General features: G+C 69.8%; 12 protein-coding genes. 4 read left to right on the top strand and 8 right to left on the bottom strand.

What is annotated here, in order from left to right; genetic code table 11:
• Window positions 1-194: 194 nt before the first annotated feature.
• The gene (locus ACGFU7_RS12045; RefSeq protein WP_393694749.1) at window positions 195-1265 is read left to right on the top strand and encodes an SIS domain-containing protein; all 1071 of its coding nucleotides are present in this window, start codon (window positions 195-197) and stop codon (window positions 1263-1265) included.
• Between the two features lie 377 nt (window positions 1266-1642).
• Window positions 1643-3109 (top strand): histidine kinase N-terminal domain-containing protein, encoded by a 1467-nt coding sequence (locus ACGFU7_RS12040; protein WP_393694923.1) that lies wholly within the window; start codon window positions 1643-1645, stop codon window positions 3107-3109.
• Between the two features lie 174 nt (window positions 3110-3283).
• On the opposite strand, the gene ACGFU7_RS12035 is transcribed toward ACGFU7_RS12040, so the two are convergent.
• Together ACGFU7_RS12035 and ACGFU7_RS12030 are read right to left on the bottom strand one after the other, a co-directional pair.
• Window positions 3284-3541 (bottom strand): WhiB family transcriptional regulator, encoded by a 258-nt coding sequence (locus tag ACGFU7_RS12035; RefSeq protein ID WP_003953983.1) that lies wholly within the window; start codon window positions 3539-3541, stop codon window positions 3284-3286.
• 319 nt (window positions 3542-3860) lie between these two features.
• Window positions 3861-4829: a diacylglycerol/lipid kinase family protein gene (locus ACGFU7_RS12030; protein ID WP_393694747.1), complete on the bottom strand. Its 969-nt coding sequence runs from the start codon at window positions 4827-4829 to the stop codon at window positions 3861-3863.
• A gap of 241 nt (window positions 4830-5070) precedes the next feature.
• Here ACGFU7_RS12030 and ACGFU7_RS12025 point away from each other — a divergent pair, with 241 nt between their 5' ends.
• On the top strand, window positions 5071-5448 hold the full coding sequence (locus ACGFU7_RS12025; protein WP_393694921.1) for a hypothetical protein: 378 nt from the start codon (window positions 5071-5073) through the stop codon (window positions 5446-5448).
• Between the two features lie 125 nt (window positions 5449-5573).
• Here the strand turns inward: ACGFU7_RS12025 and ACGFU7_RS12020 are convergent, their stop codons facing one another.
• The 3 genes from ACGFU7_RS12020 to ACGFU7_RS12010 form a co-directional block, all read right to left on the bottom strand.
• Entirely contained in the window at window positions 5574-6527 is a 954-nt protein-coding gene (locus tag ACGFU7_RS12020; RefSeq protein WP_393694745.1) for an RNA polymerase sigma factor SigF, read from the bottom strand.
• Window positions 6524-6937: an anti-sigma regulatory factor gene (locus ACGFU7_RS12015; protein ID WP_073781878.1), complete on the bottom strand. Its 414-nt coding sequence runs from the start codon at window positions 6935-6937 to the stop codon at window positions 6524-6526. Before ACGFU7_RS12015 ends, ACGFU7_RS12020 begins: the two co-directional genes overlap by 4 nt.
• A 242-nt stretch (window positions 6938-7179) precedes the next feature.
• The gene (locus ACGFU7_RS12010; RefSeq protein WP_393694743.1) at window positions 7180-7440 is read right to left on the bottom strand and encodes a UBP-type zinc finger domain-containing protein; all 261 of its coding nucleotides are present in this window, start codon (window positions 7438-7440) and stop codon (window positions 7180-7182) included.
• Window positions 7441-7475: 35 nt separating this feature from the next.
• Between ACGFU7_RS12010 and ACGFU7_RS12005 the strand changes: the two genes are divergently transcribed.
• Window positions 7476-9080 (top strand): Na+/H+ antiporter, encoded by a 1605-nt coding sequence (locus ACGFU7_RS12005; RefSeq protein WP_393694741.1) that lies wholly within the window; start codon window positions 7476-7478, stop codon window positions 9078-9080.
• Window positions 9081-9090: 10 nt separating this feature from the next.
• Here the strand turns inward: ACGFU7_RS12005 and ACGFU7_RS12000 are convergent, their stop codons facing one another.
• The 3 genes from ACGFU7_RS12000 to ACGFU7_RS11990 form a co-directional block, all read right to left on the bottom strand.
• Window positions 9091-9984: a 1-aminocyclopropane-1-carboxylate deaminase/D-cysteine desulfhydrase gene (locus ACGFU7_RS12000; protein WP_393694739.1), complete on the bottom strand. Its 894-nt coding sequence runs from the start codon at window positions 9982-9984 to the stop codon at window positions 9091-9093.
• A gap of 58 nt (window positions 9985-10042) precedes the next feature.
• Window positions 10043-10633 (bottom strand): N-acetylmuramoyl-L-alanine amidase, encoded by a 591-nt coding sequence (locus tag ACGFU7_RS11995; protein WP_393694738.1) that lies wholly within the window; start codon window positions 10631-10633, stop codon window positions 10043-10045.
• Window positions 10634-10789: 156 nt separating this feature from the next.
• The gene (locus ACGFU7_RS11990; protein ID WP_393694736.1) at window positions 10790-11986 is read right to left on the bottom strand and encodes a globin domain-containing protein; all 1197 of its coding nucleotides are present in this window, start codon (window positions 11984-11986) and stop codon (window positions 10790-10792) included.
• Window positions 11987-12024 lie beyond the last annotated feature (38 nt).

The following is a 12024-nucleotide window of genomic DNA, read 5'->3' as shown; positions in this document are numbered from 1 at the left end:
GTGGCCTGCCGATCTGAAGAGTTGAATCATGTGGTATAGACCAATCGAGGTCCAATCTAGCAGAATCCGGTAACGCGGACACGACGGCTGTGCCCGTCCCGGCCGCACCCCGCTGGCGGGTCTCCGGTCACCCGTGGTCGACTGGGTCGAACGGCGTTCCTGACGCACCGGGACACCCCTGGGAGGCACTCGACATGTCCGCCACGTCTCCGGCCGAGGAGAGCGAGCGGCCGGGCCGGATCATGTCCGGTGAGATGGCCGAACAGCCCGGAGTGCTGCGGCGCATCCTCGGCCGGGGTGCCTCCAGGATCCGCGAGGTGGCAGCCGAGATCGCGGCGAAGAAGCCGCGCTTCGTCCTCCTCACCGCCCGCGGTACGTCGGACAACGCCGCGCTCTACGCCAAGTACCTGCTGGAGATCCGGCTCGGCCTGCCCTGTGGTCTCGCCTCGATGTCCACCACCACGGCGTACGGCGCCAAGCCGGATCTGCGGGACGTCCTCGTCATCACCGTCAGCCAGTCCGGCGGCTCGCCCGACCTGGTGGCCTCCACCAAGGCGGCCCGCGAGGCCGGCGCGATCACCCTGGCCGTCACCAACAACCCGGACTCGCCCCTCGCCGCCGTCTCCGAGTACCACATCGACATCCTGGCGGGCCCGGAGAAGGCCCTCCCGGCCACCAAGACGTACACCGCGTCGCTGCTGTCCCTCTACCTCTTCGTGGAGGGGCTGGGCGGCGGCGACGGTGCGGCCGCCCAGATCCTGCCGGAGCTGGCCGGGGCCATCCTGGCCCGCAGGGACGAGGTCAGGGCCCTGGCTTCGCGCTACCGCTTTGCCGAGCGCATGGTCATCACCTCGCGCGGCTACGGCTACCCCACGGCCAAGGAAGCCGCCCTGAAACTGATGGAGACCAGCTACATCCCGGCTCTCTCCTACTCCGGCGCCGATCTGCTGCACGGCCCGCTCGCCATGGTCGACAACATCTCCCCGGTGATCGCCGTCGTCACGGACGGCCGGGGTGGCCAGGCACTCCAGCCGGTCCTGGACCGGCTGCGCGGCCGTGGCGCGGACCTCTTCGTGGTCGGCCCCAAGGCCCAGGTGGAGGCGGCGTCCGCGGGCTTCGTGCTGCCGACGGCCGGGGTCGCCGAAGAGGTCCAGCCGATCCTGGAGATCCTGCCGCTGCAGATGCTGGCGTACGAGGTGACGATCGCACGCGGCCAGGACCCGGACGCGCCGCGCGCGCTGGCCAAGGTCACCGAGACCCGCTGATCACGGGGGCGGGGCCCACGGAAACACCCGCGGGCCGCGGCGCCGGGACGGGACCCTCAGCCCGTCCGGCACCGCAGCCCGGAGTAAGACCGACCACCGCCTGGGCGCCGGACGGTCTGCTCGGCCGGCGGTGTGCGGTGCCCCCGGCCGGGGAGAGGTGCCTGCGCAGTCAGGGCAGAGAGCGCGGGTACCTCGATCCACTCTCCTGTGCGGGGAGAGCGGAAGCTCTGTCTTGAGCATTGTGGACTAGACCATTCGCCCGTGTCCATCCATCGGAGCACCGCAATTTTCCGGGCCCCTTCCCCTTACACGTACGGCCGCGTCGTTCGGTTCGGAACCATTACCCATCCGCGGGTACGCTCGCACACGTGCCCTCCATGAACGACCTCGTCCGCCAGCACACAGCCCTCAGTGACACCGACCTGGAGTGGCTGCATCTGCTGGTCTCGGAGTGGCAGCTGCTCTCCGATCTGTCCTTCGCCGACCTCGTGCTGTGGGTTCCCACCCGCGACGGCACCCGCTACGTGTCCGTGGCCCAGATGCGGCCCAACACCGGCCCCACCTCCTACCAGGACGACATGGTCGGCCACTTGGTGCCGCGCGGCCGCCGGCCGCTGCTCGACGCGGCGCTGGACGAGGGCCGGATCGTGCGCGAGGGCGACCCGGAGTGGCGCGAGGAGGTGCCGGTGCGGGTCGAGTCGATCCCCGTACGCCGTGAGGGCCGGGTCCTCGGAGTCATCGCCCGCAACACCAACCTCCTGACCGTACGTACGCCGTCCCGACTGGAGCTCACCTACCTCCAGTCGGCCTCCGACCTGGCCCAGATGATCGCCGCCGGGTCCTTCCCGTTCCCCGGCCAGCAGGTCGACATGGACGCATCGCCGCGCGTCGGCGACGGGCTGATCAGGCTCGACGCCGACGGAGTCGTCCAGTACGCCAGCCCCAACGGCCTCTCCGCGTACCACCGCCTCGGCCTCGCCTCCGACCTGGTGGGCCAGCACCTGGGCGGGATCACCGCCGAACTCGCCCCCTCCCGCGGCCCGGTCGACGAGGCCCTGGTCAAACTCGCCAGCGGTTACGCGCCCCGCGAGTTCGAGGTCGAGTGCGCGGGCGGGGTGATCCAGCTCCGGGCGATCCCGCTCAAGCCCAAGGGAGTCCGGATCGGCTCCCTGGTCCTCCTCCGGGACGTCACCGAACTGCGCCGCCGAGAGCGGGAGTTGATCACCAAGGACGCCACCATCCGGGAGATCCACCACCGGGTGAAGAACAACCTCCAGACCGTTGCTGCCCTGTTGCGGCTCCAGGCCCGCCGGATGGACTCCGCGCAGGGCCGCGAGGCGCTCAACGAGGCGGTACGGCGCGTCGGTTCGATCGCCATCGTCCATGAGACGCTGTCCCAGAATCTGGACGAGCGGGTGGAGTTCGACGAGATCGCCGACCGGGTCATCGCGATGGTCGCCGAGATCTCCCCGGGCAAGGTCACCTGCCGCCGCACGGGGCGCTTCGGCATTCTCGACGCCGAAGTGGCCACACCGCTGGCGATGGTGCTCACCGAGGTCCTGCAGAACGCCCTGGAACACGCCTTCACTCTCGCCGAGTCCGGCACGGTGGAGGTGTCGGCGGTACGCGGCGGTTCCTCCGCCGGGACGCGGCTGCTGATCACGGTCCAGGACGACGGCTGCGGACTGCCCGAGGGTTTCGACCCGCAGCGCGCCGGCAATCTGGGACTGCAGATCGTGAGGACGCTGGTGGAGGGCGAGCTGAGCGGTATCTTCGGCATGGTCCCGGCCCCCGGGCGCGGCACCCAGGTCGTCCTCGACATCCCGGTCCGCGCCGAGAAGTAGTACCGGCGGCCGGCAAGACACGAACACAGCAGTGAGCCCGGACCGTTGATCACGGTCCGGGCTCACTGTTCATGCATGCGCTTCGGGGGTACTGCGCGCTGCGACTCGGGGGGCGGGGTTGTGCGTACGCTCTGTACGCGCCGCCTGGCTGAGGCTCGTAGCGGTGGCGTCGGATCAGGCGCTGGCGTTACGCGCCCGGTTGCGAGCGGCACGGCGCTTCATCGCGCGGCGCTCGTCCTCGCTGAGGCCACCCCAGACGCCGGAGTCCTGGCCGGACTCGAGCGCCCACTGCAGGCACTGCTCCATGACGGGGCAGCGACGGCAGACGGCCTTGGCTTCCTCGATCTGCAGCAGCGCAGGACCGGTGTTGCCGATGGGGAAGAACAGCTCGGGGTCTTCCTCACGACAAACGGCGTTGTGACGCCAGTCCATGGCTGCTACCTCTCCTTGGTATTACATACAGTTGCTTGTGAATGTGAACGCTTTCACGAATCCCCCCACAAGTGATGGGCCGACGCCCAGACGAACTGGTTGTGGTCCTGTGAAGTGAGGAGGGGTTCTGGCTCTCAGTGGAGGCCGTTGTTGCGGGCCGTCCCGATCGCCATGTAGAGATTCGCAAACCTCGGCGGCGGATACAACCCCTTCCGGAAACTTTTTTTTGATTCCTCGGTGTCGACTAGGTCACAGCCGTACTTCTATGGGGTGGAGCCCAGCCCAAACGTTCGAGTTAAAGGACTTTGGTCTCTTCCACTCACACAATCACACGCAGTGCACGGCGTACGCCTGTGAACGTCACACTGGTACGCACTCCCAGGTGGTCGCCGTCCATCTGGAAGGGCAGCGGCGCCTTTGAATGCAAGGTGAAGTCCGTGAGGTCATGAAGTGAAACGGCGTGCTTTCCGGACGGACCCTTCTCCGGGCTCGAAGTGAGCAGCTGAGTGCCGTAGCGGGCGACCGCCGGGGTGGAGAGGCGCTTCAGCCCGAGTACGTCCAGGCCGGTGTCGAAGGTTGCCTTCGGGGATGCGTACAACGGGCGATTCCCCAGGTAGGACCAGGGGGCCGTGTTGGAGATTATGGACAGCGCGAGGTCGGTGACCGGTTCCTGCCCGGGGGTCTCCAGCGTGATCGTCCCGTGCCGCCGGTGCGGCTCCTCCAGGAACTGCCGGACCACCTGGCGTACGTACAGCGCATGCGTCGAGCGCTTGCCGCGTTCGCGTTTCTGTTCGACCCGGCCGACCACGCCCGCGTCGAACCCGAGTCCGGCGCAGAAGGTGAACCAGCGCTCCGGGACCGATTCGTCCTCGGTGCCGGGGGTGCCGGCCGCCAGTCCGAGACCGACCGTGCGTTCGGTGTGGTTGGCGAGCGCGTCCAGGATTGCGCCGGTCGCCTCCACCGCGTCGTTGGGCAGGCCCAGGGCGCGCGCGAAAACATTGGTGGAGCCGCCGGGAACCACTGCGAGACTCGGCAGGTTGTCCAGGTCGGGGCCGTTGTGGAGCAGTCCGTTGACGACCTCGTTGACCGTGCCGTCGCCGCCCAGGGCGACCACCAGGTCGATGTCGTCGGAGTCGGCGGCCCGCCGCCCCAGGTCCCGGGCGTGGCCCCGGTACTCCGTGGTCACGGCCTCCAGCTTCATCTCGCTGGCCAGCGCGTGGATGAGCACATCACGCGTCCGCGCACTGGTGGTGGTAGCAGCTGGATTGACCACAAGAAGTGCGCGCATGACGGCCAGACTACCTACCGCGCGGTATCGCTCTGAAGTCCTGCCCCAAGACCTTCACGCTCGGTGACGGGCCGGGGCGGTCGGGCGGGGATGGTCGTCCGTTCCCGTAACCGTTCCCGACCCCGGCTTCGCTTTCGCAGGGCCGGGATGTCAACCTGCAAGAGTGAGTACTCAGCAGAACACGCCCTCCTCGTCGCCCTTGCCGTCGGTCGAACCGGCGAAGCCGAGCAGGATCACCCTCGTGGCCGGACTCACCGCCCTGGAAGGGGCGGCGCTCGTCGCCGGCGGGATCTACATGCTGGTGATGGGGCTGCTCGGGCGCCCCGAGAGCCCGCAGCAGGCGGAGATGGGCGGCCTCACGCTGATCGCGCTCGGCCTGATCCCGCTGATCGCCGCGCGCGGTCTCCTGCGGCGGCGCAGCTGGAGCCGCGGCCCCGCGCTCATCACGCAGATCATCGCGCTTCCGGTGGCCTGGACGCTGCTGAGGTCTCACGGCGCGCTGATCCCGGCCGGGATCGTTCTCGCCGCGGTGGTGCTGACGGCGCTCTACCAGCTGGTCAGGCCGACGACGGTCGAGGCACTCGGCATCCGCCGGCCGGGCACCACGCCGGACGCCTGAACCGGATGCCCGGGTGACCGGATGAGGCGTCCTTCGGGTGCCGTCGACTGTCCGGGCCCGGCTGCCCCATGCGCGGGCATGGCCGTTTCCGCCGGCCCCTCCCGCGCCCGAATCGGCCCTTGCCGCTATTCCTCGACGAGCAGCCGCTCGCGCAGTTGCGCCAGTGTGCGGGCCAGCAGCCGCGAGACGTGCATCTGCGAGATGCCGACCTCCTGCGCGATCTGCGACTGGGTCATGTTGCCGAAGAAGCGCAGCAGCAGAATCCGCTTCTCGCGCGGCGGCAGGTCCTCCAGCAGCGGCTTGAGCGACTCCCGGTACTCGACGCCCTCCAGCGCCTCGTCCTCGGAGCCCAGCGTGTCCGCGACCGCCGGGGACTCGTCGTCCGTGTCCGGTACGTCCAGCGAGAGCGTGCTGTACGCATTGGCCGATTCCAGGCCCTCCAGGACCTCTTCCTCGGAGATGCCCAGCCGCTCCGCCAGCTCGTGCACCGTCGGCGAGCGACCGTGCTGCTGGGAGAGTTCGGCGGTGGCCGTGGTGAGCGAGAGCCGCAGCTCCTGAAGCCGGCGTGGCACCCGGACCGCCCAGCCCTTGTCACGGAAGTGGCGCTTGATCTCGCCGACGACCGTGGGGGTCGCGTACGTCGAGAACTCGACGCCGCGGTCCGGGTCGAACCGGTCCACCGACTTGATCAGGCCGATCGTGGCGACCTGGGTCAGATCGTCCAGCGGCTCACCGCGGTTGCGGAACCGGCGGGCCAGATGCTCCACGAGCGGCAGATGCATCCGCACCAGCTGATTGCGCAGCTCCGCCTTCTCGGCCGACCCGTCGGGAAGCTCGCGCAGTTCGATGAACAGCGCCCGCGCCCCGCTGCGGTCGTGTGGATCGTGGTGCCTGTGCTCGCTCATCTGGCCTGCCCGCTCCGCCTGCGACTGCTCCACCGCGACCGTACGGCCCGCAGGCCCGTCCGCCCCGTCCACCGGATGGGGCAGGGCCTGCTGTTCCGGGATGCCTGCTGCGCGCACCACCCCTGGTCGGATCGTCTCGTCCCGCACAGGACCGTCCCCGTTCCCGTTGCTCACGCCGGCCCGGGTCCCGCGCCGCGCTGTTTGTAGAGGCTGATGCTGACAGTACGGTCGTCGGCGACCGAGGAGTCGACCTTTCCGGCCAGTGCGGAGAGCACCGTCCAGGCGAAGGTGTCCCGCTCCGGCGCCCGGCCGTCCGTCGTCGGGGCCGACACCGTCACCTCAAGAGAATCCTCGATGAGCCGGAAGACGCAGCTGAGGACGGAGCCCGGCACGGCCTGCTGAAGCAGGATCGCGCAGGCCTCGTCGACCGCGATGCGAAGATCCTCGATCTCGTCGAGAGTGAAGTCCAAGCGCGCTGCGAGACCGGCCGTGGCCGTACGCAGCACCGACAGGTAGGCACCCGCAGCGGGCAGCCGGACCTCTACGAAGTCCTGATTCCCGGGCTCGCCTGCGATCTGGGACACCCTCACCTCCAAGGTGGCACAAACTCTTTCGAGGATCCGGGAAGGGTGCCCCGGAGCCATGCGGTACGTCTTCGGTTCTGGCCCGGCGACGCTATCGCGATCCATGATGCCGTGTCGCAGGCCCCCTGGGTCCTGCCCAGCCCATGACTGTCACTCATGGTAAGCCCATGAGTACGCACGGTGGGTAGAGGTCTGCGGTGGTCAATTACGAACAACCGGCGCCGGTTTGACGTACCCAGACGTCAGACGATCGAACCGTCCTCGAAGCACCATCGCCAGCTTTCGCCCGATTCGAAGCTCCGCATCACCGGATGACCGGTCTCCTTGAAGTGCGCGGTGGCGTGCTGCAGCAGCGACGAATCGCAGCAGCCGACATGGCCGCAGAGCAGACAGAGTCGTAGCTGCACCGGGTGGGTGCCCGCCTCGAGGCATCCGAGGCAGGTCCCGCTGAGCGGGGCCGGCTCGGGGCGCGGCAGTTCGGACACGTGCGGGCATTCACTCATGATTGTCAGGTTACGACGGATGCGAGGACCGTGAAATGGACGCATTGCAGCTGGTGGCACTGGTCGCGGTGAGTGCGGCCGTGGCGGGGGCCGCCCGCCGCACCCCTGTGCCGCCACCCCTGCTGCTGGTCGCGGCGGGGCTGATCGCCTCGTACCTGCCCGGGGTGCCGACGTACACCCTGGACGCGCACATCGTGCTGCCGCTGCTGCTGCCGCCGTTGCTCTATACAGCGGCCGTCGACAGCTCGTATCTCGATCTGCGGGCCAATCTCCGGCCGGTCGGGCTGCTCTCCGTCGGTTACGTCCTGTTCGCGACCGTCGCGGTCGGCTGGCTGGCGTACCGCCTCGTGCCCGACCTGCCACTCACCGCCGCGCTGGTGCTCGGCGCGGTCGTCGCTCCGCCGGACGCCGTCACGGCCGCCGCGATCGCCCGCCGGGTCGGGCTGCCCGGCCGGGTCACGACGATCCTGCAGGGCGAGTCCCTGGTGAACGACGCCACCGCGATCACCGCCTACAAGGTAGCGCTCGCCGCCGCCGTCGGCGAGGGCATGAGCTGGGGCGCCGGGATCGGCGAATTCCTCCTCGCCGCGGTCGGCGGCGTCGTGGTCGGCCTGGCGCTGATGGTGCCGCTGCACTGGCTCCGTACGCACCTCAAGGAAGCCCTGCTGCAGAACACGCTGTCGCTGCTGATCCCGTTCGTGGCGTACGCGGCGGCCGAACGCGTGCACGCCTCCGGAGTGCTCGCCGTGGTCGTCGTCGCGCTCTATCTGGGCCACAGGTCCTGGCAGGTCGACTTCGCGACCCGGCTCCAGGAGGCCGCCGTCTGGAAGATGGTCGCGTTCATCCTGGAGTCCGCGGTCTTCGCGTTGATCGGGCTCCAGCTGCCCTTCGTACTGAAGGGGCTCGGTACGTACGCCGTGGCAGACGCCCTCTGGTACGCGGTGGCTGTGTTCCTCGCCGTCGTCGTGGTCCGCTTCATCTGGGTCTACCCGGCGACGTATCTGCCCAGGTGGCTGTCGAAACGGATCAGGGAGCGCGAGCCCGGGACCAACTGGACGGCGCCGCTGATCGTCGGCTGGGCCGGGATGCGCGGCGTCGTCTCGCTCGCCATCGCCTTCTCCATCCCCCTGGTCGCGACCGACGGGCAGGCCTTCCCGGCCCGCAACCTGGTGCTGTTCCTGACTTTCACCACCGTCATCGGCACCCTCGTCATCCAGGGGCTCAGCCTGCCGCTGCTGGTGCGCGTCCTGAAGCTTCCGGGGCGCGATGTCACGGCGGAGACGCTGGCCGAGGCACAGGCGCAGAGCGAGGCGTCCACGGCCGCCGAGGCGCGCCTGGAGGAGCTGCTCACCGACCGGCGCAACTGTCTGCCGGGACCGCTCACCGACCGGCTGCGTACCGTCCTGGAGCGCCGCCGCAACGCCGTGTGGGAGCGGCTGGGCGCGGCCAATCCGGTGACCGGGGAGTCGGCGGACGACACGTACCGGCGCCTGGCCGGGGAAATGATCGAAGCCGAGCGCGAGGTCTTCGTACGGCTTCGGGACGAGCGGCGGATCGACGACGAGATGCTCAGGACGCTGCTCAGACGGCTCGACCTGGAGGAGGCGGCGGCCTACCGGGAGGAGTCGGACGCGCCTTGAGGGGGTGGGCCTACGGCCGGCCCGTGACGACGGCCGCGACCGTGGTTCCCGTAGGGAACACGCCTTCCTCTGCCAGCGCGGTGAGCGCGTACAGCAGTTTGGCGACATAGAGCCGCTCGACGGGCAGCTGGTGCCGCTGCTCGAAGTCGTCCGCGAAGGCGTGCAGCTGCGGGGGCGTACGGGCGTAGCCGCCGAAGTGGAAGCGCTCGTCCAGGGACCACGACCCGGCGGGCCCGCCGAACGCCTCCTGCTGCAGTTCCCGTACCGCGTCACCGAGGAAGCCGCCGCGCAGCACCGGGATGCCGAGGGCGCGCTGCCCCGGTGCGAGGCCGGCGGCCAGCCCGGCGAGGGTGCCGCCGGTGCCACAGGCCACCGCGACCACATCGGCCCGGCCGCGCAGCTCGCGGCCCAGCTCCGTACAGCCCTGTGCGGCCAGCGCGTTGCTGCCACCCTCCGGGATGACGCAGCACTCCCCGAAGGCGCTCAGCAGCCCCGCCAGGACCTCTGGATCGGCCTTCGTGCGGTACGTCGTGCGGTCCACGAAGTACAGGGTCATTCCATCGGCGGCGCACTGGGCGAGCGAGGGGTTGAGGGGGCGGCCGGCCAGTTCATCACCGCGTACGACCCCGATAGTGGGGAAGCCGAGCAGCCGCCCGGCGGCAGCCGTGGCCCGCAGATGGTTGGAGTACGCGCCGCCGAAGGTCAGCACGGGGCGCCCGGCGGCGGCCCGCAGGTTGGGGGAGAGTTTGCGCCATTTATTGCCGGACAGATCGGGGTGGATCAGATCGTCGCGCTTGAGCAGCAGCCGTACGCCGTGGCGCGCGAAGCGTCCGTCCTCGGCCGGTTGCAGGGGTGAGGGGAGCAGCGGCTGCAGCCGGGAGAGGTCGAGTGCTTCGGAGGGCATGCCGCAATTGTCGCCGTGCTGTGCCATGTCGTGCCGGGTGGGTGCGGGTGGGTGCGGGTCATTTCAGCCGGTCGCGGATCCGTGCCCGCATGGAGTCCATCGTGAAGCCGAGGGGATCGATCTTGCCGGGCTGCCACTCCTTGTGACCGATCACCGAGCGGGACGTCCAGCCATGGTGGCGGCAGATGGCGGCGGCGGCCTTCTCGACGGCTTCGAGCTGGGCGGCGGGCCAGGGGTCCTTGCCGTCGCCGAGGTTCTCGCACTCGAAGCCGTAGAAGTGCCTGTTTCCGTCGGCGTTGGCCTCGTTGTCGGAAGGGGGGCGCTTCTCGGCGATGACGGCGCGCAGTACGTCGTCATCGCCGAGTCCGGCGTGGTTGGCGCGGCCGTAGCCGACCAGGTGGACCCGGCCGTCCTTGGCGATCACGCCGTGGCACAGCGGGCCGGGCAGCTCCGGATAGCCGTCGCGGCAGATGCGGATGGTGGAGGCGGTGCCCTCGGTGACCGTGTGGTGGATCATCACGCCGTTGACCGGGCCCCAGGAGCCCTTGTGGTTGCGGTTGTGGGTCCGCCAGTCGCCGACCTGGACGACGGTGATCCCCTCGTTCATCAGGGCTTCCAGAAAGGTGCTCGCGGACATGGGGGAAGACATGGCCGACTCCTTTTGCGCGTGGGGGGATCGGGCCTCAGAGCGTCCGGACGCTCTGATCCGCTTGTACCGGAACGTCCCTCTCCGGGCCATCCCCGAAGCGGTTGTTCGGGCCGTGTGCGAGTCGATCCGGTCAATTCCGTGAGCAATGGGCCGGGTTCAGCCCTGGGCGAGCCACAGGTCGGGGCCGAACACCTCGTAGTGGATGTCGGCCGCCGGGACGCCCTTGGCCAGCAACCGGGTTCGTACGGCGCGCATGAAGGGCAGCGGGCCGCAGAGGTAGGCGTGGGTGCCGGGGGCGACCGCGAGGCCGCTCAGGTCGACCAGGCCGGTGCGGTCGGCGGGGTGGCCGGGCTCCGGGTCCTCGTACCAGAAGTGGGCGGTGGCGTCGGGGAGTCTGCCGGTGAGCAGGGCGTGGTCGGTGCGCATCGCGTGGTCGGCGGGGGAGCGGTCCCCGTGCACGACGGTGACCGGGGCGCGGTGTCCGGTCGCCGCGAGGTGTTCCAGCATCGAGAGCATCGGGGTGCAGCCGATGCCCGCGGAGGCGAGCAGGAGCGGGGCATCGGCGGAGTCGAGTACGAGATCTCCGTACGGGGCGGAGACCCGCAGCCGGTCGCCGGCCCCGACCTCGGCGTGCAGGCGGCGGGAGACCTCGCCGTCGGGCGAGCCGCCGCCGTGCACCCGCTTGACGGTGATCGAGCGCAGCGGGGAGCCGGGGGCACTGGAGAGGCTGTACTGGCGTATCTGGCGGGCCCCGTCGGGGAGTTCCACCTGTACGGAGACGTACTGGCCGGGGCGGAAGGCGGGGGCGGGTGCGCCGTCGGCCGGGCGGAGCTGGAAGGTGGCGACATCCGCCGTCTCCTCGATCCTGGTGGTCACCTCCCACTCGCGCCACACGTCACCGGCGACGACGCCCTGCTGTGCGTACAGCCGCTCCTCGATCGAGATCAGGGCGCCCGCCATCAGCCAGTAGACCTCGTCCCAGGCGGCGGCGACCTGCGGGGTGACCGCGTCGCCGAGCACCTCGGCGATCGCGGCGAACAGATGGGCGTGCACGATGTCGTACTGCGCGGCGGTGACGCCGAGCGAGGCGTGCTTGTGGGCGATCCGGCTGAGCATCACATCGGGGCGGGTGTCCGGGTGCTCGACCAGTTGGGCCGCGAAGGCGGCGATGGAGCCCGCAAGGGCCTGGCGCTGGGCGCCGGACACCTGGTTGCCGCGGTTGAAGAGGTCGCGCAGCAGCTCGGGGTGGGCGTCGAAGAGCCTGCGGTAGAAGAGATCGGCGATGTCTCCGATGGCCGCTCCCACGGCGGGGAGGGTGGCACGGACGGTGGCGGTGGACGTCTCGGAGAGCATCGGTGACTCCTGGGTCTCGCGGAGCTTGAATCGGTATG

This window comes from Streptomyces sp. NPDC048473, from assembly GCF_043200155.1.
In the GTDB taxonomy this organism is placed as follows: Bacteria; Actinomycetota; Actinomycetes; order Streptomycetales; family Streptomycetaceae; genus Streptomyces.
Note: the sequence above shows the minus strand (reverse complement) of the source record. Positions and strands in the feature narration are given on the sequence as shown.